The 21,239-nt window shown below is 41.1% G+C and carries 20 protein-coding genes; 11 read left to right on the top strand and 9 right to left on the bottom strand.

Annotated features, from left to right (window positions below):
- The first annotated feature begins 50 nt into the window (after nucleotides 1-50).
- From dnaE to WAX86_RS11830, 5 genes are all read left to right on the top strand, one after another.
- A complete protein-coding gene (gene dnaE / locus WAX86_RS11850; protein WP_068968383.1) occupies nucleotides 51-3,530 on the top strand; it encodes a DNA polymerase III subunit alpha in 3,480 nt (1,159 codons plus the stop codon).
- Nucleotides 3,531-3,595: 65 nt separating this feature from the next.
- Nucleotides 3,596-4,555: an acetyl-CoA carboxylase carboxyl transferase subunit alpha gene (accA, locus tag WAX86_RS11845; protein WP_005297959.1), complete on the top strand. Its 960-nt coding sequence runs from the start codon at nucleotides 3,596-3,598 to the stop codon at nucleotides 4,553-4,555.
- Between the two features lie 160 nt (nucleotides 4,556-4,715).
- The gene (tilS, locus tag WAX86_RS11840) at nucleotides 4,716-6,023 is read left to right on the top strand and encodes a tRNA lysidine(34) synthetase TilS (RefSeq protein WP_341489382.1); all 1,308 of its coding nucleotides are present in this window, start codon (nucleotides 4,716-4,718) and stop codon (nucleotides 6,021-6,023) included.
- Nucleotides 6,024-6,174: 151 nt separating this feature from the next.
- On the top strand, nucleotides 6,175-7,086 hold the full coding sequence (locus WAX86_RS11835) for a D-alanine--D-alanine ligase (RefSeq protein WP_065171677.1): 912 nt from the start codon (nucleotides 6,175-6,177) through the stop codon (nucleotides 7,084-7,086).
- Between the two features lie 203 nt (nucleotides 7,087-7,289).
- Nucleotides 7,290-8,501 (top strand): aromatic amino acid transporter, encoded by a 1,212-nt coding sequence (locus WAX86_RS11830; protein ID WP_341488848.1) that lies wholly within the window; start codon nucleotides 7,290-7,292, stop codon nucleotides 8,499-8,501.
- Nucleotides 8,502-8,584: 83 nt separating this feature from the next.
- Here WAX86_RS11830 and WAX86_RS11825 read toward each other — a convergent pair whose 3' ends face one another.
- The 5 genes from WAX86_RS11825 to tsaA all read right to left on the bottom strand — a co-directional run bounded on the left by WAX86_RS11825 (nucleotide 8,585) and on the right by tsaA (nucleotide 12,726).
- Nucleotides 8,585-8,773, bottom strand: coding sequence for a DUF4250 domain-containing protein (locus WAX86_RS11825; RefSeq protein WP_065171675.1), 189 nt, complete (start codon nucleotides 8,771-8,773; stop codon nucleotides 8,585-8,587).
- Between the two features lie 3 nt (nucleotides 8,774-8,776).
- On the bottom strand, nucleotides 8,777-8,980 hold the full coding sequence (locus tag WAX86_RS11820; RefSeq protein WP_044174675.1) for a YaeP family protein: 204 nt from the start codon (nucleotides 8,978-8,980) through the stop codon (nucleotides 8,777-8,779).
- A 140-nt stretch (nucleotides 8,981-9,120) separates the two neighbouring features.
- Nucleotides 9,121-9,981, bottom strand: a complete 861-nt coding sequence (locus WAX86_RS11815) for a GGDEF domain-containing protein (protein ID WP_044174678.1) — start codon at nucleotides 9,979-9,981, stop codon at nucleotides 9,121-9,123.
- A gap of 196 nt (nucleotides 9,982-10,177) precedes the next feature.
- A complete protein-coding gene (locus tag WAX86_RS11810) occupies nucleotides 10,178-11,896 on the bottom strand; it encodes a proline--tRNA ligase (protein WP_044174680.1) in 1,719 nt (572 codons plus the stop codon).
- 131 nt (nucleotides 11,897-12,027) lie between these two features.
- A complete protein-coding gene (tsaA, locus tag WAX86_RS11805) occupies nucleotides 12,028-12,726 on the bottom strand; it encodes a tRNA (N6-threonylcarbamoyladenosine(37)-N6)-methyltransferase TrmO (protein ID WP_237029748.1) in 699 nt (232 codons plus the stop codon).
- 122 nt (nucleotides 12,727-12,848) lie between these two features.
- On the opposite strand from tsaA, the gene WAX86_RS11800 reads away from it, so the two are divergent.
- Both WAX86_RS11800 and ykgO read left to right on the top strand, forming a co-directional pair.
- Entirely contained in the window at nucleotides 12,849-13,109 is a 261-nt protein-coding gene (locus tag WAX86_RS11800) for a type B 50S ribosomal protein L31 (protein ID WP_036763322.1), read from the top strand.
- Nucleotides 13,109-13,252: a type B 50S ribosomal protein L36 gene (ykgO, locus tag WAX86_RS11795; RefSeq protein WP_036763324.1), complete on the top strand. Its 144-nt coding sequence runs from the start codon at nucleotides 13,109-13,111 to the stop codon at nucleotides 13,250-13,252. The genes WAX86_RS11800 and ykgO overlap by 1 nt, the downstream gene beginning before the upstream one ends.
- An 81-nt stretch (nucleotides 13,253-13,333) precedes the next feature.
- Here the strand turns inward: ykgO and WAX86_RS11790 are convergent, their stop codons facing one another.
- The 3 genes from WAX86_RS11790 to metN form a co-directional block, all read right to left on the bottom strand.
- Nucleotides 13,334-14,158 (bottom strand): MetQ/NlpA family lipoprotein, encoded by an 825-nt coding sequence (locus tag WAX86_RS11790; protein ID WP_005297973.1) that lies wholly within the window; start codon nucleotides 14,156-14,158, stop codon nucleotides 13,334-13,336.
- Nucleotides 14,159-14,226: 68 nt separating this feature from the next.
- Entirely contained in the window at nucleotides 14,227-14,913 is a 687-nt protein-coding gene (locus WAX86_RS11785) for a methionine ABC transporter permease (protein WP_005297974.1), read from the bottom strand.
- Nucleotides 14,903-15,937 carry a methionine ABC transporter ATP-binding protein MetN gene (gene metN, locus WAX86_RS11780; RefSeq protein WP_065171673.1) on the bottom strand — a complete coding sequence of 345 codons (1,035 nt, stop codon included), beginning with the start codon at nucleotides 15,935-15,937 and terminating at the stop codon, nucleotides 14,903-14,905. Before metN ends, WAX86_RS11785 begins: the two co-directional genes overlap by 11 nt.
- Nucleotides 15,938-16,284: 347 nt before the next feature.
- On the opposite strand from metN, the gene gmhB reads away from it, so the two are divergent.
- On the top strand, nucleotides 16,285-16,839 hold the full coding sequence (gmhB, locus tag WAX86_RS11775) for a D-glycero-beta-D-manno-heptose 1,7-bisphosphate 7-phosphatase (protein ID WP_044174691.1): 555 nt from the start codon (nucleotides 16,285-16,287) through the stop codon (nucleotides 16,837-16,839).
- A 73-nt stretch (nucleotides 16,840-16,912) separates the two neighbouring features.
- Here gmhB and WAX86_RS11770 read toward each other — a convergent pair whose 3' ends face one another.
- Complete coding sequence (locus WAX86_RS11770) at nucleotides 16,913-17,920, bottom strand: DUF6929 family protein (protein WP_068968389.1); 1,008 nt, start codon at nucleotides 17,918-17,920, stop codon at nucleotides 16,913-16,915.
- Nucleotides 17,921-18,261: 341 nt separating this feature from the next.
- On the opposite strand from WAX86_RS11770, the gene WAX86_RS11765 reads away from it, so the two are divergent.
- The 3 genes from WAX86_RS11765 to WAX86_RS11755 are packed head-to-tail and all read left to right on the top strand — an operon-like array spanning nucleotide 18,262 to nucleotide 21,231.
- Nucleotides 18,262-19,293: an ABC transporter permease subunit gene (locus tag WAX86_RS11765; protein ID WP_044174693.1), complete on the top strand. Its 1,032-nt coding sequence runs from the start codon at nucleotides 18,262-18,264 to the stop codon at nucleotides 19,291-19,293.
- Nucleotides 19,290-20,333, top strand: a complete 1,044-nt coding sequence (locus WAX86_RS11760; protein WP_341488847.1) for an ABC transporter permease subunit — start codon at nucleotides 19,290-19,292, stop codon at nucleotides 20,331-20,333. The genes WAX86_RS11765 and WAX86_RS11760 overlap by 4 nt, the downstream gene beginning before the upstream one ends.
- Before the next feature lie 10 nt (nucleotides 20,334-20,343).
- Nucleotides 20,344-21,231: an ABC transporter ATP-binding protein gene (locus WAX86_RS11755; protein ID WP_065171670.1), complete on the top strand. Its 888-nt coding sequence runs from the start codon at nucleotides 20,344-20,346 to the stop codon at nucleotides 21,229-21,231.
- Nucleotides 21,232-21,239 lie beyond the last annotated feature (8 nt).

Here is a 21,239-nt window from a genome sequence, read left to right as displayed (position 1 = left end):
TTCTCAGGTATAATCTTTCCCATTATGTAACAAAACTGATTTAGGTCATCATGGCAGAACCACGTTTTATTCACCTTCGAGTACACAGTGATTTCTCGATGATAGATGGTCTGGCGAAAGTCAAACCAATTATCAAAAAAGCCTCTGAACTTCAGATGCCAGCCTTGGCTATAACTGACTTTACTAACTTATGTGGTTTAGTGAAGTTCTATTATGCTGCGCATGATGCGGGCATTAAGCCAATTATCGGCGCTGACTTTAAGGTTCAGAGTGAAGAGTTAGGTGATGAACTTTTTGATTTAACAATCCTTGCTGCTAATAACGAGGGTTATAAAAACTTAACTCTACTTATTTCAGAAGCTTATCAACGTGGTCATGTTCAACATCAACCTGTGATTGATAAAGAGTGGTTGATTAAGCATAAAGATGGCTTAATTCTTTTATCAGGTGGTAAAACCGGTGATGTTGGTAAGGCCCTGCTCAAAGGTAACCAGAATATGGTTGAGCAGTGTGTGGCGTTTTATCAGACCTATTTCCCAGACAGTTACTATCTTGAATTAGTACGAACTGGTCGTTCAGATGAAGAGGCGTATTTGCATTTTGCTATTGAGTTAGCAGAAAAAGCACAATTACCTGTTGTAGCAACCAATGATGTTCGATTATTGTCGGCTGATCAATTTGAAGCCCATGAAATTCGAGTTGCCATTCACGATGGTTACACGCTAGCCGATCCAAACCGCCCTAAAAACTACAGTGCTCAACAGTATCTTCGCAGTGAAGAAGAAATGTGTGAGCTGTTTGCTGATATTCCAGAAGCGCTTGAAAATAGTGTCGAAATTGCTAAGCGTTGTAATGTTACTGTACGTCTTGGTGAGTACTTCCTGCCCAACTTTCCAACTGGTGAGCTAAGCACAGAAGACTTCCTTATTGTTAAGTCAAAAGAAGGCTTAGAAGAGCGTTTAGAGTTTCTTTTCCCAGATCCTGATATTCGTGCTGAGCGCCGTCCTGAATATGATGAGCGTTTGGATATTGAACTGGAAGTAATTAACCAAATGGGATTCCCCGGTTACTTCTTGATCGTAATGGAGTTCATCCAATGGTCAAAAGATAATGGGGTACCAGTAGGTCCAGGTCGTGGTTCAGGTGCGGGCTCTTTAGTGGCTTATGCACTTAAGATCACTGACCTTGATCCACTTGAATTTGATTTGCTGTTCGAACGATTTCTAAACCCTGAGCGTGTATCCATGCCCGATTTCGACGTCGATTTCTGTATGGATAAGCGTGATCAGGTTATCGATCACGTTGCGGATATGTATGGTCGAGATGCGGTATCTCAGATTATCACCTTTGGTACCATGGCGGCGAAGGCGGTAATTCGAGATGTCGGTCGTGTTCTTGGGCACCCATACGGCTTTGTTGATCGTATTTCAAAGCTAGTACCAGCAGAACCGGGTATGACGCTGGCAAAAGCATTTGATGCCGAACCTCAACTTCAACAGTCTTATGATTCTGATGAAGAAGTCAAAGATCTGATTGATATGTGCCGTATCCTTGAAGGTGTGACCCGAAACGCAGGTAAGCACGCAGGTGGTGTGGTTATCTCACCAACGACCATTACAGATTTTGCTCCACTGTATTGTGATGCAGAAGGTCATCATCCGGTTACCCAATTTGATAAGAATGACGTTGAAAGTGCCGGTCTAGTTAAATTTGACTTTTTGGGTCTACGAACATTAACCATCATTGACTGGGCATTGGGTATGATCAACCCACGCCTAGAAGCTCAAGGTAAAGACCCCGTTAATATCGCAGCAATTCCAATGGCGGATCAGAAGTCATTTACTATGCTGCAGCGTTCAGAAACTACCGCGGTGTTCCAGCTTGAATCTCGTGGTATGAAAGATCTGATCAAACGTCTTCAACCAGACTGTTTTGAGGATATGATCGCACTTGTGGCCTTGTTCCGTCCTGGTCCTTTGCAATCGGGCATGGTAGATAACTTTATTGACCGTAAGCATGGTCGAGAAGCGGTCTCTTATCCCGATGAAAAGTGGCAACATGAGTCACTAAAAGACATTCTAGATCCAACCTATGGCATCATCTTGTATCAGGAACAGGTAATGCAGATTGCGCAGGTCTTGGCTGGTTATACTCTTGGTGGCGCCGATATGCTTCGTCGTGCGATGGGTAAGAAAAAACCAGAAGAGATGGCGAAACAGCGTGCTGTTTTTGAAGCTGGTGCGATTAAGAATGGCGTCGATGGTGAACTGTCGATGAAGATCTTTGACCTGGTAGAGAAATTTGCCGGTTATGGTTTTAACAAATCCCACTCAGCAGCTTATGCTTTGGTTTCTTATCAAACCTTGTGGCTAAAAGCGCATTATCCAGCTGAATTTATGGCTGCGGTTATGACTGCGGATATGGATAATACCGATAAGATCATTGGCTTGGTTGATGAATGTCACCGTATGAAGCTAAAACTTCTGCCACCAGATGTAAATAAAGGTCTATATCGTTTCAACGTTGATGACCAAGGTGCCATTGTTTATGGTATTGGCGCAGTAAAAGGTGTTGGTGAAGGACCTATTGAAAACATCATTGCAGCACGTGAAGCAGGTGGGCACTTTAAAGATTTATTTGATTTCTGTGCTCGCATCGATACTAAAAAAGTGAACAAACGTGTTCTTGAGCGTCTAATAAAATCAGGAGCAATGGATCGATTGGGGCCAAACCGTGCCTCAATGATGGCTTCGCTTGATGATGCTATTCGAGCCGCCAGTCAGCACCATCAAGCAGAAGCATTTGGTCAAACTGATATGTTTGGCGTGTTGACTGAAGCACCTGAAGAGGTTGAACACAAATACGCAAATATTCCAGAATGGCCAGATAAAGTTTGGTTGGAAGGCGAGCGGGAGACTTTAGGACTATACCTAACTGGTCACCCTATTAATGCGTATCTATCGGAGCTGAAGCACTATACGACTTGGCGTTTGAAAGATGCCCAGCCAACTCGTCGCGATGGGGCGGCAACGGTTGCAGGCCTGGTGATAGCCGCTCGTGTGATGACGACTAAGCGTGGAACGAGAATTGGACTTTTAACCTTAGATGATCGTTCAGGTCGAATGGAAGTCATGTTATTCTCTGAGGCGTTAGAACGTTATCTTGATTTGATTGAAACTGACCGAATTGTTGTTGTAACCGGACAGGTCAGCTTTGATGATTACAACGGGGGACTTAGAATGTCTGCCCGTGAAGTGCTCGATATTTCCGATGCACGTGAAAAACATTTGCGGGGATTAGCCATTTCGGTAACCGAACAGCAAATTGATGACAAATTTTTTGCCCGTTTCAGTGAAATACTGGAACCACACAAAGCAGGAACTGTACCTGTTAATGTGTATTATCAGCGCTCGAATGCCCGTGCCAAACTTACTTTAGGAACAGAGTGGCGTATTACGCCTGCCGATCAACTGATATCGGATCTAAAAATCCTACTGGGTGAGAAGCAGGTCGAGCTTGAGTTTAATTAATTTAGCTTATAGGGCTTATCTAGTGGTAGGCTAGAGGGTCCATAAGCAAAAGGATTTAAAGTGGTATGAGCCTGAACTTCCTTGATTTTGAACAACCGATTGCAGAACTAGAAGCAAAAATTGAAGCATTACGTGATGTCTCTCGTCGCGAAGGCTCTGAGTCTGTTGATCTTGAAAAAGAAATTGCATCACTAGAAAAGAAGAGCCTTGAGCTAACAACAAAGATTTTTGGTGATCTTGGCGCATGGCAGGTGGCACAACTCGCTCGCCACCCACAGCGCCCATATACGCTTGATTACGTTGAACACATGTTTGATGAGTTCGATGAACTAGCAGGAGATCGTGCTTTTGCTGATGATAAAGCATTAGTAGGCGGTATTGCACGTTTGGATGGTCGTCCTGTGATGGTTATTGGCCACCAAAAAGGTCGCGGAACCAAAGAGAAGGTACTACGTAACTTTGGTATGCCTAAGCCTGAAGGTTATCGTAAAGCCCTACGCCTAATGAAAATGGCTGAGCGCTTTAAGATGCCAATTATTACCTTTATTGATACAGCGGGTGCATACCCAGGTGTTGGTGCAGAAGAGCGCGGACAATCTGAAGCAATTGCAACTAACTTAAAAGTGATGGCAGGTCTGAAAGTGCCTGTTATTTGTAACGTTGTTGGTGAAGGTGGTTCTGGTGGTGCATTAGCTATCGGCGTAGGTGATTGCGTAAATATGCTGCAATACTCTACTTATTCGGTTATCTCACCAGAAGGTTGTGCTTCTATCTTATGGCGTGATTCAGATAAAGCGCCACAAGCAGCTGAAGCTATGGGGATGACGGCACAACGTCTAAAAGAGCTCGAGCTAATCGATAATATTGTTGATGAGCCGCTAGGTGGTGCTCACCGTAATGTTGCTATGATGTCTGATAATCTAAAAGCTCAAATTGTGGCTAAATTAGAAGAGTTAGATCAGCTAGATACTGAAGAGTTATTAGAGCGTCGTTATCAGCGCCTAATGAGCTACGGTTACTGTTAATCCTAGATTTTTAACCAAATAAAAGTATCAATAATAAAAGGATAGCGAGAGCTATCCTTTTTTATTAGCTCGATTTCTATCAACCGAGAGCCTGCTTGGGAATCAGTACCGTTTGGGTATATACTCAAAAACCGTTGTTGCATTTAACTGTCTAACTATCATGCTGTATCCCTCTTTTGCTCAGACCTTATTAGCTTATCCTCATCACTCAAAGCGGTTGATTGTTGCTTTTAGTGGCGGCGTTGATTCTCGGGTTCTCCTTGAATTAGTAGCTCGTTTTATTGCAGAACATCCAGACTATCAAGCTCATGCTGTGTATGTTCATCATGGACTAAGTGCCCATGCGGATGAGTGGGGAATAAAGTGTCAACAGTGGGCTGAATCTTATGGTATCTCATTTACACTTGAGCATGTTCAGTTAGAAACAGGATCGCGAGTAAGTGTTGAACAAGCGGCTCGACAAGCTCGTTATCATGCTTTATCTACCCATATGAATACGGGTGATACTTTGTTAACTGCGCAACATGCTGATGATCAAATTGAAACGTTTATGCTGGCTCTTAAGCGCGGAAGTGGTCCTGCAGGACTTGCCGCGATGCCACAGTGGCACGCATTTGAGCAGGGTTTTCATGCCAGACCATTATTGACTACTCGTCGGGCTGAGATTGTTCAGTTTGCTCTCACTCATCAGCTCGATTGGGTCGAAGATGAAAGTAATCAAGATACTCGTTATGATCGTAATTTTCTTCGTCATCAAATCGTACCTGAATTAGAACAACGTTGGCCTGGTGTGGTTGCAGCAGTCAGTCGCAGCGCTCAATTATGTGGTGAACAAGAAGGGTTACTTGCTGAACTGTTAGGGCAAACACTTAACCAAGCGATTCAGAGTGATAAAAGCTTGTTATTACCATCGCCTTGCAGTAAATCTCTAGGGTTTGCTTTGATTCGCCAATGGTTAAAATCGTTAGCCGTTGTTATGCCATCTCTTGCACAGTTGCAACAAATTTGGTCTTCTGTAGTGCATGCTAAAGAAGATGCTAATCCGAAATTGTGTTGGAGCCAATATGAAATACGACGTTATCAAGGTCGTTTGTATGTCTTAGAGCAGTGGGATGATATTAGTTCATGGCAGCAAACGATAGCACTAGAGCAAACTTATCAACTGCCACAAAATTTAGGAAAGCTAACCTTAACTTTGCAAGGTGAAGAACCATTATTAAGACAACCTAAACCTGATGAAACCGTCTCTGTTCGTTTTCATTATCAAGGGGATGCCATTAAACCTTTAGGTCGTAGTGGTAGTCGAAAAATCAAAAAACTGTACCAAGAGTATCAAGTACCAAGTTGGATGAGAAACCGAACGCCTTTGATTTTTTATAATGACAAATTAGTTGCTGTTGTTGGTATCTTTGTTGTGGCTGAATTTTCTGGATCTGATATCACTATTGCTCTAGAAAATGAGTTTTGAGCCATATTTGTCGATTTGATCACATTGCTAATATGTGACTAGTGACTTATCACGCAAAGTTATATTTTTGCTGTATGTGTTTTTTCGATCTTAGCTAAAAATTGCCTTCCATTTTTATGTCCAATTATGGGCAATATATAGAGGAAGGTGCATGAGAATTGGCGTCTTATATGGTGGTGATTCCAGTGAACGTGAGGTGTCATTGAAATCTGGAACTCGAATCATAGCGGCAATTGAATCATTAGGGCATGAGGCCATTCATTTAGATCCTCGCTATATTGATTTATCAATGCTTGGGTTCTACAAACTGGATAAGGTCTTTATTGCTTTACATGGCGGCATGGGAGAAAGTGGCCATGTCCAATCTTTATTAGATATTCTACAAATTCCTTATATTGGCAGCGGCGTACTGGCTTCTGCTATTTCTCTTAATAAGCTAAAGACTAAAGAAATATGGCAAGCAAATGGTCTTATCACTGCGCCTTGGGTTTTAATCCAAAAAACGATGTCGCAAGTGGATATTATGACCCTTTGCTCTGAGCTTACTTTCCCTGTTGTGGTGAAACCTTTAAATCAAGGGTGCAGTATTGGTGTTGCAAAAGCGGACAATGACGTTCAGCTATGGGATGCGCTATTAGCGGCCTTTGAATATGATACTGAGGTTTTGGTTGAGCAGTTTATTGTTGGCCGAGAATATACCTGCGCTGTGTTAAATGGCGAGGCTCTACCTGTTGTTCAAATTTGCTCTGAAGAATTTTTTGACTGGAATGCAAAATTTGGTACTCAGAGTGCAACTTATCACTGCCCATCCGATTTAACCGCGATTGAAGAACAAGCAATGCAAGAGACAATACAGGCAGCTTACCAAGCATTAGGCTGTCGAGGTTGGGGACGCATTGATGTGTTACTAACAGAGCATAATGACGTTTACTTAATTGAGATGAATACCATCCCAGGTATGACTGAGCGTAGTGTATTTCCAATGGCAGCAGCTCAAGCAGGGCTAAGCTATGAAGCATTGATTGAACAATTATTAGATCACGCTAAATTCGATACATTTTAAAGTATAAGCGTTTATAAAACACCACGGGTAGCTTGTCTAACGTGGTGTTTTTTTATGCTTAAAAATCATGAATGGTTAACGTATTTTTTTGTTCTGTGCTCTTTTGCTGTTTTTTTACTCTGCTTAGCAATTTTTTATTGCGACATTATATAAAACATATTAGTGTACTAGTCTGCTGATACAGAGAGTCGTAAGGAGTTATCATGAGTAAACCATCCACCCTCGGAGGAGCGTGTATTATTGCCAGTGTTTGTGTTGGAGCAGGCATGCTTGGCTTACCAAGTGCTGGGGCGGGTGCATGGACATTATGGAGTATGGCTGCCATCTCTTTTACCATGATCATGATGACACTATCAGGTTGGTTGTTATTAGAAGCTTTAAAACATTATGAATTTAAATCTTCATTTAATACGGTCGCAAAAGATGTATTAAGTAAAAAAGTAAACTTTATCAATAATCTGTCACTTTATTTTGTTGGTGGTATTTTACTGTATGCTTATATATCAACATCGGGCATGATTTTCAGTGAGATTATTGGTGTTAGTCGTCAGGTAGCATCCGTTATTTTTGTCGCTATCTGTTCAGCCTTTGTTTTGCATTCAACACGAGCCGTTGATCGTATCTCTATTGTATTGATCTTATTTATGATCATCAGTTTTATTTTAGGGATCTCAGGACTTGCTTCACATGTCAGTGTTCCGGTTTTACTCGATAATGCAAAAGGCGAAACGCATTATTCTGCGTATGCTTTAGCGTTGTTACCTGTCGCATTAACCTCGTTTGGCTATCATCATTCTGTTAGTACTATGCGTGATTATTACCAAGATGAGCATCGAGCAAAGAAAGCCATTTTGGGTGGAACCATGATTGCTCTGACTTTTTATTTGGTTTGGGTTATCTGTATTTTTGGTAACTTACCACGCGATTCGTTTGGTCCAGTTGTTAGTGCTGGTGGTGGAGTTGATGTCTTAATGTCTGCACTTAATAGCGCCATTGATTCAAACAGCATAAAACAAGCTTTACATATTTTCTCTATTGCAGCTGTAGTTTCATCGTTTATCGGTGTGGGATTAGGGGTTTTTGATTACTTAGCGGACTTTTTTGGTTTTGCCGATACTAAGCAAGGTCGATTAAAAACCTGGTCTGTGACATTTTTACCACCATTAATCTTTTCTCTTATTGCGCCATTTGGTTTTGTTACTGCTATTGGCTTAGCGGGTGCTGCTGCGACAATTTGGGCTTGTATTATTCCTGCTATGTTAGCTAAAAAGCTGCGTAATCGAGAGCCTGTCCAGCAAGGATTTGTTGTACCTGGCGGTAATATCACGATTTATGTAGTAATTGGTTTTGGTGTCCTAACTGCAGCATTCCATCTACTTGCCATGGCCAATTTATTGCCTGTCTTTAAAGGATAAGTAAAAGATTGCGATTTGTTACGAAAAAGGCGGCCTTAAGATAAAAAGGCCGCCTTTGTTATTTTGTTGTCTTACAGATTGTATTAACGAAATTGGTTTGCTTCAGGAAGGTAGTCAAAACCTGCGTTTGCTAACTTTTCGATTAGTTTGTCTTTATCAATATCGTAAAACTTTACTAGGTTCTCTAAATCACCAAATTCATCACGGATTTTCATATTAACGATACTCATTAACATGATAGGGTCCATGGCTTCAAATTTACTTAAATCCATTATTTAATCCTCGTGATCACTCATTAATAAGTTTGCAACAGCAAAAGCAGCTCTTTCGCGAGTCTCCATAGGTAGAGATTCATCAGCTGCTATGTGATTTAGTGTCTTTACCGCACAGGTAATAGCTTTAGGAATATAGCCCAGATCACCACTACCGATTTGAGCGTAACTCATTCGAACTAGCTCACAGCAATCATAAATTTTCATCGTACTTATCCTTCAGTCTAAACTCATTCGATTATCTATTATGGATAACGAGATAATTGGATGAGAACTATTCTTAAAGAACACTATAACGAGTTACTGATTAATTAAGAATAAATAACATCAGATAAGGAGTTAAATGATTATTTATTGCGCTTGTGATAGTAGAGTCTTCGGTCTGCTCGTTCAATCAAAGATGCAGAAGTATCACCATTATGGTAATTGGCGTAACCAAAAGATGTTCCGATATTAAAATGTTGGAGAATAGGGTGGCTCGACAGTGCTTCAATGACTCGTAAGGTGACCTTTTCAGCTGATTGCTCTGTTGATGGTTGTAGAAGAGCAATAAATTCATCGCCACCTAAACGATAACAGCGATCAGAGGCTCGCACCGACTCTTTCAATGCTTTTGAAAAACTCCGAATAACCTTATCACCATTTAGGTGACCATGTTGATCATTGACCTGTTTAAAGTTATCGAGATCAAAAATAACTAAGGTAAGGCCAATAGTACGGCGTTCACTAATAGCCAGTGCGTGATGAATATCTTGTTCGAAACAAGCACGGTTTCCAAGATCAGAGAGATGATCGCGTAGAGCCATTTTTTTTATGCGGCGAAACTCTAGAGCATTATTTAAAGTGCCTGCAAATAAACGATGATAATGGTGAAGCAGCGTCTGTTCTTCAGGCTCTAGGGTATAAGGGGTTTGATAATGTAATTCGCCTAATACTCGTTCATCAAAGGAGAGAGAAAAGCAGTAAGTATGATATTTTGGCATATCTGTTGATTTAATTAAGGCGCACTCATTATCGAAGTGCCAACTTAACTTTGATACATCAATATATTTATCGATTTCTTGAGTAAATATCTGAAATACATCATATAAGTCGAGTTTTCCTTGCAGCTGTTGTAAAAATAACAGTCGCGTATCTGCGCCAAGAAAAGACGATTTTTGATGGGTAAAGAGAGGGGCTGTGGTGTAATCCCTTAGCTTTGAATCCATACATTATGCTTATTGATGAACAGGATGGATAACTATATGGAATTTGTCTTGTGAATCAATGTTAAGTTACTTATTTGTCGGCTTTATGGCGTAAAATGTGTCAAATTTTGCGTTACGTCTCGTTTTTTTGTGATCTGTAGTCAAAAAAAAAGCCCCGTTTATCACGAGGCTTTATAAATCATCAAATTACTGACAATTAGTTTGCTAGCTTGTTTGTAACAAACTCTACAATATCAGTAACTGCAACATTTTCTTTTGTACCAGTGCGACGGTTCTTATATTCCATCTCACCGTTTTCAAGACTGCGGTTACCAATAACGATAGTGTGTGGAATACCGATCAATTCGTGATCTGCAAACATAACACCAGGGCGTTCTTTACGGTCATCAAACAGGACATCAATACCAGCAGCAGTTAGGTCGGCATACAGTTTCTCTGCAGCTTCTTTAACTTCTTCTGATTTAGCCATGTTCATAGGAACGATAGACACTTGGAACGGTGCAATAGCATCAGGCCAGATAATGCCGTTTTCATCGTTATTTTGCTCAATAGCAGAAGCAACAACACGAGATACACCAATACCGTAACAACCCATCTCTAGGATAACGTTTTTACCGTTTGAATCGAGAACGCCACAGTTCATCTTTTCAGAGTACGTAGTACCTAGTTGGAAGATATGACCTACTTCGATACCACGCTTAAGCATTAGCGTACCTTGACCACATGGGCTTGGATCGCCTTCAACTACGTTACGTAGATCTTCAACACGGCCTAGTGCAACGTCACGATCCCAGTTGATGCCAACATGGTGCTTGCCATCGATGTTTGCACCCGCTGCGAAGTCACTCATTACAGCAACAGTACGGTCAACGATAAATGGCAGTTCAAGACCTACAGGACCTAGTGAGCCTGGACCGGCGTTAACGAACTGGCGAATTTCTTCTTCTGTTGCCATTTCTAGTGGAGAAGCAACCCAGTCTAGGTTTTCTGCTTTAATTTCGTTTAACTCGTGATCGCCACGAACCAATAGCGCTACGATAGGCGCATCGATTTCATCAGAAGCTTTAACAAATAGCGTCTTAGTTGTTTTCTCGATAGCGATACCGTGTTGCTCAACTAACTCATCGATAGTTTTTGCATTTGGTGTGTCGATAACAGAAAGCTCTACAGTTGGTGCTGCACGATCGTGAGCTGGAGCTAGTGCTTCTGCCTTTTCGATGTTTGCTGCGTAGTCAGATTCTGTTGAGAATGCGATTAAATCTTCGCCGCTTTCAGCCAGTACGTGGAACTCTTGAGAGCCATTACCACCGATTGCGCCAGAGTCAGCCCATACTGGACGGTACTCAAGACCCATGCGATCGAATGCTTTACAGTAAGCATCGTGCATTGCATCGTAAGATTTTTGTAGACCTTCTTTATCAATGTCAAAGCTGTAAGCATCCATCATGCAGAATTCACGTGCACGCATTACACCGAAACGAGGACGACGCTCATCACGGAATTTAGTCTGGATTTGGTACAGATTCAACGGAAGTTGTTTGTAAGAGCTTACTTCGTTACGCACTAAGCTAGTGATAACTTCTTCTGCTGTCGGGCTCAGTACAAACGGACGCGCGTGACGGTCAGTAAAGCGAAGTAGTTCAGGGCCCATTTTTTCTGAGCGTCCTGTTTCTTCCCATAGTTCAAACGGCTGAACAACGGGCATCAAGGTTTCGACTGCACCTGCATTGTCGATTTCTTGGCGAACGATGTTTTCGACCTTACGCAGAACACGCAGACCTGTAGGCAGCCAGGTGTATAGACCTGAAGCCAGCTTACGGATCATACCTGCACGAAGCATTAGCTGGTGGCTAATGATTTCTGCGTCGTTTGGAGTCTCCTTCAGAGTAGAAAGAAGATAGTTACTGGTACGCATTGATGGTATCCGTTGATTAGTGAAATAGGAAAAGTAAAGAGAGAAAACTCTCTTGCCGCAAGAGTGCGGCAACCGTGTATATTACCAGTCAATCAAGTTTTAGCCAAAAAGAACTGGTCATAAATAGCGATTTATTGGTCAGTTTCCACCGTTGTGACGGTAACTTGTGAGTCTTGAACTGTGAATTTGACATTAAAATGGTAAAGATGAACCGCATATTCTTTACTGTCTGCTTTATTCTTTTTATATGCAGGACGAGGATCTTGGGCTAAGACTTCACTGATCACGGCTTGATATTCTGCAGAACGAGGCCCTGCGAGTTGAGCTTGTGCTTGTGGAGTAAAGATAACTTCAAGTTTAGTCGGCTCTTCACTGGCAAAGCCGCCACAGGCATCGGCGATACTGTCGGAGTAAGGTATATAAGGCTTAATATCTATAATCGGGGTGCCATCAACCAGATCAACACCACCAAGCTCTAAAATTACCTGCCCGTCCTGTTGTCGAACCCCTTTAAGTTCAACGGCCGACATACCGATACCATTAGGTCTAAAGGTCGCTCGGCTTGCAAAAACACCAACTCGCTCATTTCCACCTAACCGAGGAGGGCGAACCGTTGGACGCCAACCTGCTTCAAGATTTTGATCAAACAAAAACAGCAGCCATAAATGACTAAACTGCTCAATACCTCGAACCGCCTCCATAGCGTTTGCATCACCTTGTAAATAGATTTCAGAACGAGCACTGGGTACAAGTCCCGGTTGTCTAGGAACAGCAAATTTTTCTTTATAAGGAGAGTGGATAATACCAATAGGATCAATTTGATAAGACATGATAAATGAACGCCGTCTGAGAATGGTATTACCTTAGCATAAAAAAATAGCTTGACGTAAGTTTGAGAATTATTATCATTTGTTATGTTATAACATTTCGTTTGAGCTATAAAGGTAAGCCAATGAAACCAGGAATCCATCCTCATTATCGACCAGTTTTGTTTCACGATACGAGTGCAGATAGCTACTTCTTAGTTGGTTCAACAATAAAAACTGAGAGAACTAAAGTTTGGCAAGATGGCCAAGAATATCCTTATGTCACATTGGATGTATCATCAGATTCTCATCCGTTCTATACCGGGAAACAGCGCATTGTGAAAACAGAAGGACAAATGGCGAACTTCAATCGTCGCTATAAACAATTTGCGAAAGGAGCACGCTAATGCAAGTGTTAAGTTCATTAAAGAGCGCCAAATTACGACATCGAGATTGTCAGGTTGTTAAACGTCGAGGGCGCTTATATGTGATTTGTAAATCAAACCCAAGATTTAAAGCTGTGCAAGGACGGGTGAAAAAGAAATCTTAAGGATCAATAAAGCCCCCGAACTTTATCGTTGCGAAAAGATAATGAACGGGGGCTTGCTACTAAATGAATTTATCTATGAGATTACCAACCTTTTACTACACCACCTTTAAAGATGTCTTTAGCTGAGTTGTAAACGGTATCTGACTGATAAGATTTAACGAATTTCTGTACGTTTTCAGCGTTAACATTATCGGTACGAGCCACAATTAGGTTTACATATGGCGACTCTTTATCTTCTACAAACAATCCGTCTTTTTCTGGCGTTAAGTTTAAACTGCTCGCGTAAGTTGTATTGATAATTGCAAAATCAACATCATCTAATGAGCGCGGTAGTTGCGCGGCTTCAAGCTCTTTGATTTGTAGGTTCTTTGGATTTTCTACAATATCAAGTACCGTTGCTGATAACCCTGAATTCTCTTTCAGTTTAAGTAACCCTTTTTGTTGTAATAACAGTAGAGAACGGCCTAAGTTAGTTGGGTCATTTGGCACGGCAACAATCGCGCCATCTTTTAGCTCATCTAACGATTTAATTTTATTTGAATAAGCAGCAATTGGATAAACAAAGGTATTACCTGCTACTGTGAACTTATAGCCACGGTCATTGATCTGCTGATCGAGATACGGCTTATGCTGAAAAGCATTGGCATCAATAGAACCATCAGCAAGAGCGGCATTAGGCGAAACATAATCAGTAAAGGTGACCAATTCGACATCTAAGCCATATTTTTCCTTTGCTTCTTTTGCGGCCACTTCAGCGACTTGCTCTTCAGCCCCAGCCATTACCCCAATTTTTACTTTATTTTGATCTACTGCAGTTGTTGCCGTTTCTTTTTCGCCACAGCCTGTGAGTACCAATGTAGAGGCGATGCCAGCAACGGCAAAAAGGTGTTTTAATGATACTGCCATAATGTGTCTCCTTGACGATATTTCCAGATGTTGTGTTTGGTCTTTTTTAATATTTTTGCTGCTTTTAGTTATCGATGATCGACACGTTTTACACAGTAATCACCAATAGATTGAATTAATTGCACAAGAATAATGAGCATGACAACAGTAATTGCCATCACTGTGCCATCAAAGCGTTGATAGCCATAACGAATTCCTACATCACCTAAACCTCCACCGCCCACGGTGCCAGCCATCGCCGAATAGCTAACGAGAGTAACAAGAGTGATGGTCACACCATTTATGATGCCGGGTAATGCTTCAGGTAGTAGCACTTTGGTAATGATCTGCTTTGGTGTCGCTCCCATAGCTTGTGCTGCTTCAACAAGTCCTGCTGGCACTTCAAGTAATGCGCCTTCAACTAAGCGAGCAATAAAAGGAATGGCTCCGACTGTGAGTGGCACTATTGCGGCTGCAGTGCCAATTGAGCTGCCAACAACAAAACGAGTAAATGGAATAATGGCAACTAACAGAATAATAAATGGGATAGAACGACCTATATTAACGATAAATCCCAAACTTTTATTGAGTGCTTTATTCTCTAATAATCCGCCTTTTTTACTAAGGTGCAGCATTACGCCAAGAGGAATACCAATAATAAAACCAATGAGTCCTGAAACGAGAACCATAACCAAGGTTTGACCTAATGCTTCAATCAAGAGGGCTGTTAGGCGTTCATTGTTAGCAAACCAAGATGAAATAGAATTAAGCGACATAGCCCAGCACCTCTACATTTATTTTGTGATCTCGTAAGAAAGCAATCGCTTTGTTGGCCGCGGTTTCAGTACCAAAAAATTCAGCTAACATTAAGCCAAACTTTACCCCGCCAGCATAATCCATATCGGCGCTTAAGATGCTGATATCAATATTAAATTCACGGGCTACTTGGCTAATTAATGGTGCATCAACAGAATCACCTGTAAATTCAAGTCGAACTAATGGATAACTGCCTTCGCGTTGTTCTAAGCTCATTCTGGCCTGATAATCTTCCGGAATAGAGAGATCGAGAGTTGAGCGGATAAAGTTTCTTGCTAACTCTGTTTTAGGGTGCGCAAAGATATCACCAACAGGGCCTTTTTCTACTAATTCACCATCACCAATAATGGCAACTTGATGACAGATACTTTTTACGACATCCATCTCATGGGTAATAAGAAGAATGGTGATATTAAGCTGGCGGTTGATTTTCTTTAGTAGCTGTAAAATTGATTGTGTTGTTGCTGGATCGAGTGCGCTGGTTGCTTCATCACATAGCAAAACTTTAGGATCGGAAGCCAGTGCTCTTGCGATAGCCACACGCTGTTTTTGTCCACCGCTTAAATTGGCGGGAAAACTGTGTTTTTTCTCACTTAATCCAACCAATTCAAGCAATTCATTAACTTTATTTTCTAACTGATTTTTCTTAACCCCAGCAAGCTCTAGAGGGAGGGCCACATTGGCAAAAACGGTGCGAGAAGCCAGTAGGTTAAAATGTTGAAAGATCATGCCGATTTTGCGTCGAGCAAGTGTTAATTGTTGATTGGATAATTGGGTTAGCTTGACTCCATCAACGATAATATCGCCACTGGTTGGTCGCTCAAGCAAATTGACACAGCGAATGAGAGTACTTTTTCCTGCGCCCGATGAGCCAATAACCCCAAAGATGTTGCCCTGTTCTATGGTTAAATTAATATCACGGAGTGCGCTTATCGCTTTATCACCCTGATAGAATATTTTATTAACATTGTTGATTTCTATCATCGTACTTCCTAATCCTTGGGAGAGCGTTAATTGTTCTCTTTGCTTTTTCTTATGCCAAAAATGTTATGGCTTGTAACAAAATAGTGGTGTTTACGGTGTTGTTATTGTATTAATTTGCTAATTGTACGAGCTGATACGTTAAGAAATGTCGCTCGCTGTAACAATCATGCTATGGTCTCTCTGTTTTTAAGTCAATAGATATTTTTACGTCTAGACGTCCATATGTCTTTATGCGTTAAAATACCATTATTGGATTGATTGTGATTTGGATAAATCGTCAGAAGCACTGCTCTTTTGGGGGCTGTCGTGCCATAATCTAGCAAACCGATAATTTTGAGGGCTAAGTTTTGGCCAAACCTGCTGTCTTTATTGATCGTGATGGCGTTATTAATGTCGATCACGGCTATGTTCACACTACGGATGATTTTGAATACGTAGAAGGTGTTTTTGCTGCGTGTAAAAAACTAAAAGAGATGGGATATCTTTTAGTCTTAGTAACTAATCAATCGGGCATTGCTCGTGGTATGTTCACTGAAGATGAATTTTTGTCTCTAACCGAGTGGATGGATTGGAACTTTGTTGATAATGGCGTGGAATTTGATGGTATCTATTACTGTCCACACCATCCGGAAGGTCAAGGGGACTATCGCCAGGAGTGTGATTGTCGTAAGCCTAAGCCTGGTATGTTAATTTCAGCACGCGATTACTTAAAAATCGATATGACACAATCTGTTATGATCGGTGATAAAGCAGATGATATGACAGCAGCAAAAGCGGCTGAAGTTGGAACGAAAATTTTAGTTCGCACTGGTAAGCCTGTTACTGAAGTTGGTGAGCAACTTGCTGATGTTGTGCTAGACAGTGTGGCAGATGTTCCTGCTTGGTTGGCGAGTCAAAAATAACATTTTACCTAAGCCTAATAGAATAAGCCGAGATTTATGATGATCTCGGCTTTTTTGTATCAGTAGGGATGAGTTATTGTTTATCTATTGCAAATTGGAAAAATTGGCTTGTTCCATTGTCATTATCGCTAACGATGTAACCCTTTGCTTGTTTTGTTGTCTGGTGTGTAATAGCAATAGATTCTGCTTTGGTAATAATAGGCTTTCCGTGATTACCAATTTCTTCACTATAAGGCGTTAGGTCTATACTTTTTACCCCTTGTAAATCCTGTAATGGAAGTACGCCAATATAACTGCCTTGTACCGCGCCATCTTTGATACTGTGATTACTGCTGCCTTCTACCGATGCTGTAAAGAGTAGGCTGTTTCCCTGTTGCCAATAATCTGCACCAGAGAAGCAAGCTTGAACACCATTTAGTGATGGTAAATGAGCTTGGTAAACATGAAGAGAAGGAAGAGACTCTTGTTTTTGTTGCAGATAATTTAGTAAATCAGAAGTTTTCATAGCAAATATTGCGTTTTTACCCGCATTTCCACGGTTAAAAATAAACGTTTCTGTTGCTGTATTTGCTAAGCCTTCAATATTAATTTTTTGCTCTGAGGTAAAACCTGCAGCTTTATGCAAATAGTGATAGAGCTGAGATAGTGAATAAGTGTGTATTTGGCTGCCATCAACTGGAATTAAATAAGCATGTTCACGAACGGTTTTTTTACTGCCAGAACCTAAAATCAGATAATCCATTTGGTTGTGATTGTTTAACAAAGTCATGGATTCAAAATCAGGTTTAATGTGGTAGTCAATGCGACCGTTTTTCTGGGTAGGGAAATGTGCGATAGTTTGTTTATGAAGAATATGGTAATCAGGCGAAACGGTGAATAAATAAGGAGAGTCATCGCCAACAACCATTAAATGATTTTGATTGATTACCATTGCCGAGCCAGAAGAAAGTTGCTTATTAATTCCCTCATGAGTGACTTCAAGTGAAAAGCCATGATTATTCACTTGAGCATTAGCAATACCAGCAATCACTAATGCTAATGAGCTTACTAGACCAACGACATGCTGTTTTTTTATTTTCATTTTTATTCCTAAATGATTAGTACGTATTCAACGTGGCGAGCATCCTACTCTTATCCTAAATAAACAGAAAGTGCTTAATCAGGATACTTTATATTCCTTTTTGGAATTAATGTTTGTCGGTGTTTTTTGTAAAATTGGTACTTTTTTTGCCTATATTTATATACCGCTGACTGAATGAAAAATTGGTAACGATATAGTCCAGTTAATTTAAAACGGTTGTGTTAATGTTGTAGTTGTTACTAAATTTGCTATTTGATTCTAAAAATAGAGCGGTGAAACGGATTCGTCGTTGGTAACGAGTTTTTTGGCTAGGTTGCGATAAGACAAGGAGCTGTCTAGTAATGTTGCACTATTTTATTCGGCGTTTATTTTTGGTGATACCAACCTTTTTGGGTATTACCTTGCTTATCTTTGCGATCACCCGTTTGGTTCCCGGTGGTCCTGTTGAACGAATGCTAGCATCCATGCACAGTCAGATGGATGGCGGAGTATCGTTATCTCAATCGGGCGAGAGTTCTGCTCTGTCACAAGATCAATTGGCTGAACTCAATGCTTTTTATGGTCTTGATCAGCCTGTTACGACTGCTTATATCAATTGGCTCACCAAATTAGTTACATTAGATTTGGGTGAATCGACCCGCTATTATGAACCTGTCACAGAGATGATTGCTGAGCGCCTTCCTGTCTCTCTCTTTTATGGTGCAATGACATTTGTCATTAGTTATCTCATATCGATCCCACTTGGCTATTACAAAGCACTTAAACATGGCTCTTGGTTTGATTCCAGCTCTTCTATTTTAATTTTTTTAGGCTTTGCTTTACCTGGCTATGTTGTTGGAGTGCTATTAATTACTTGGTTTAGTTATCACTTAGAGTGGTTTCCGATGGGGGGCTTTGTGAGTGATGATTTTGATGATCATCTGTCTTTGTGGGCTCAAATTAAAGATCTTATGTGGCATGCGGTACTACCTCTTATTTGTTATCTCATCGGTGACTTTGCAACTTTAACTATGACGATGAAAAACAATTTGATGGAGAACCTATCGGCCGATTATCTTCGCACTGCTATGGCAAAAGGATTGCCGTTTCGAACAGCGGTACGTAAACATGCCCTAAGAAATAGCTTAATTCCCATTGCCAGTCATTTTGGTAATTCTTTACTTTTTTTCATGAGTGGTTCTTTTCTTATCGAAGTGATTTTCAACATCGATGGTATTGGGTTATTGGGGTATGAATCGGTTATGGAGCGTGATTATCCTGTAGTGATGGGAATTGTCGCCATTAATGCGGCCATGTTGCTAGTGGGCAATATCTTATCGGATATGTGCGTGGCCATGGTGGATCCTAGGGTAAGATTTGGAGCGCCAGCATGATAAAACTCAATCCCTTAACCAAGAAAAAAATTGACCGCTTTAAGTCTCTTAAACGAGGGTATTTCTCTTTTTGTTTATTGAGTCTATGTCTGTTGCTCTCGCTGATGGCAGAAGTCTTAATTAACAGCAAAGCCTTGGTAGTTCGCTATCAAGGTGAGTATTTTTTTCCCGTTTTTTCACAGGTAATTCAAGGACAAAAGTTTGGTTTAGCAACCCATGGTGAGACGGATTATCGCTTATTGCAACAAAAGTTTCGTCAACAAGATGTGGGGGATTTTGTCATTATGCCGCTGGTGCCATGGAACCCATATGAACAAGATTTTTCAGGTGCTTATCCTCCGACACCGCCCAGTATTGCCGATCAGCATTATCTAGGTACGGATGTTATTGGGCGCGATATATTGGCTCGTTTGGTTTATGGTTTTCGCACTGCAATGGGGTTTGCTTTAATAACGATGGCAATCTCTTATGCGATAGGGGCGGTGGTTGGTTGTGCAATGGGATTTTTTGGTGGCAAGTTTGACTTGATTGTTCATCGCTTGATTGAGATTTGGTCTATGGTGCCTTTTCTTTACGTCATTATGATTTTGGTCTCTATCACTCAACCAACCTTTGCCCTCTTTGTCGCAATTAATGTGTTATTTGGCTGGATGGGGATGACTTGGTATATGCGTACTATGACCTACAAAGAATCTGCCCGAGAATATGTACTTGCAGCCAAAGCTCTAGGAGCCTCAACGTGGCGTATTATCAGCCACCATATATTGCCTAATACTATGGTTATGATAGTAACTCTGGCCCCTTTTACGATTGCTGCCAATATCACTGCTTTAACGGCATTGGATTACCTTGGACTTGGTCTTATGCCACCAACCCCAAGTTGGGGGGAGCTATTACAGCAAGGTAAGTCAAATCTAGATTCACCTTGGATCGCTACCTCAGTTGTTACCGCCATTGTGTTAGTACTTGTTATGGTTACTTTTATTGGTGAAGCGATTCGTGCAGCTTTTGATCCTAAACGTTTGACTCGGTACCAATGAGAGGCTGCTTATGAACGATTTGCAATCACCTTTATTAGAGGTAAAAAACTTAACAGTCGCTTTTGCTAATGAAAGTGGTGATAAGCAGAACCAGTGGCAGCAAATACTGCATGGTGTCAGTTTCTCCGTCTATAAAGGCCGAACTCTTGGGTTGGTTGGGGAATCAGGCTGTGGGAAAAGCATTACAGCGTTGTCTATAATGGGGTTATTACCTCAGCCTTACAGTAAAATCACCTCGGGCTCTATTGTTTATCAGAATCAAGAACTGACTCAGTTACCATCTCAGCAAAGATATCAACTACGTGGCGATAGAATTTCAATTATTTTCCAAGATCCAATGACAGCGCTCAATCCTGTTCAGACTATCGGTCAACAAATTTGCGAAGTCTTAGCTCTGCATCGGCCAGAATTAGCGAAAAAGCAGCGTTGGCATCATGCGATAGAGTTGCTGGAAAAGGTCCAAATTCCCAATCCTCAATTACGCATTCGTGAATACCCGCACCATCTTTCGGGTGGTATGCGTCAGCGAGTGATGATCGCTATGGCGTTAGCTTGTCAGCCTGATATTTTAATTTGCGATGAGCCAACCACAGCCCTTGATGTGACAGTTCAAGCCTCTATCTTGGATTTAATGCACGATCTACAGCAAGAGACTCAAATGGCGATGATCTTTATTACTCATGACTTAGGCGTAGTCGCTGAAATTTGTGATGATGTTGCTGTGATGTATGGTGGGAAAATTGTTGAATATTCAGATGTTTTTGAGCTCTTTGATCACCCTAAACACCCATATACTAAGCGTTTATTAGGATTAATGCCTAAACTTACGGATAAACCTAAACAACTTATTGATATTAAGCCGATTGATACTACGTTATTTCCTGAGTTCCAAGGATAGGCAAGGAG

It is taken from the genome of Photobacterium damselae subsp. damselae (genome assembly GCF_038086725.1).
GTDB lineage: Bacteria > Pseudomonadota > Gammaproteobacteria > Enterobacterales > Vibrionaceae > Photobacterium > Photobacterium damselae.
This window is presented reverse-complemented; position numbering and strand designations above follow the sequence as displayed.

Coding starts and splice junctions, on each gene's coding strand:
- WAX86_RS11785 (WP_005297974.1), bottom strand. CDS start 14,913: ATGTCGCTTAATTCTATTTCATCTTGGTTTGCTAACAATGAACGCCTA.
- tsaA (WP_237029748.1), bottom strand. CDS start 12,726: ATGTCTTATCAAATTGATCCTATTGGTATTATCCACTCTCCTTATAAA.
- WAX86_RS11820 (WP_044174675.1), bottom strand. CDS start 8,980: ATGAAAATTTATGATTGCTGTGAGCTAGTTCGAATGAGTTACGCTCAA.
- WAX86_RS11790 (WP_005297973.1), bottom strand. CDS start 14,158: ATGGCAGTATCATTAAAACACCTTTTTGCCGTTGCTGGCATCGCCTCT.
- WAX86_RS11800 (WP_036763322.1), top strand. CDS start 12,849: ATGAAACCAGGAATCCATCCTCATTATCGACCAGTTTTGTTTCACGAT.
- ykgO (WP_036763324.1), top strand. CDS start 13,109: ATGCAAGTGTTAAGTTCATTAAAGAGCGCCAAATTACGACATCGAGAT.
- WAX86_RS11835 (WP_065171677.1), top strand. CDS start 6,175: ATGAGAATTGGCGTCTTATATGGTGGTGATTCCAGTGAACGTGAGGTG.
- WAX86_RS11830 (WP_341488848.1), top strand. CDS start 7,290: ATGAGTAAACCATCCACCCTCGGAGGAGCGTGTATTATTGCCAGTGTT.
- WAX86_RS11815 (WP_044174678.1), bottom strand. CDS start 9,981: ATGGATTCAAAGCTAAGGGATTACACCACAGCCCCTCTCTTTACCCAT.
- accA (WP_005297959.1), top strand. CDS start 3,596: ATGAGCCTGAACTTCCTTGATTTTGAACAACCGATTGCAGAACTAGAA.
- WAX86_RS11760 (WP_341488847.1), top strand. CDS start 19,290: ATGATAAAACTCAATCCCTTAACCAAGAAAAAAATTGACCGCTTTAAG.
- tilS (WP_341489382.1), top strand. CDS start 4,716: ATGCTGTATCCCTCTTTTGCTCAGACCTTATTAGCTTATCCTCATCAC.
- metN (WP_065171673.1), bottom strand. CDS start 15,937: ATGATAGAAATCAACAATGTTAATAAAATATTCTATCAGGGTGATAAA.
- dnaE (WP_068968383.1), top strand. CDS start 51: ATGGCAGAACCACGTTTTATTCACCTTCGAGTACACAGTGATTTCTCG.
- WAX86_RS11825 (WP_065171675.1), bottom strand. CDS start 8,773: ATGGATTTAAGTAAATTTGAAGCCATGGACCCTATCATGTTAATGAGT.
- WAX86_RS11755 (WP_065171670.1), top strand. CDS start 20,344: ATGAACGATTTGCAATCACCTTTATTAGAGGTAAAAAACTTAACAGTC.
- WAX86_RS11765 (WP_044174693.1), top strand. CDS start 18,262: ATGTTGCACTATTTTATTCGGCGTTTATTTTTGGTGATACCAACCTTT.
- WAX86_RS11810 (WP_044174680.1), bottom strand. CDS start 11,896: ATGCGTACCAGTAACTATCTTCTTTCTACTCTGAAGGAGACTCCAAAC.
- WAX86_RS11770 (WP_068968389.1), bottom strand. CDS start 17,920: ATGAAAATAAAAAAACAGCATGTCGTTGGTCTAGTAAGCTCATTAGCA.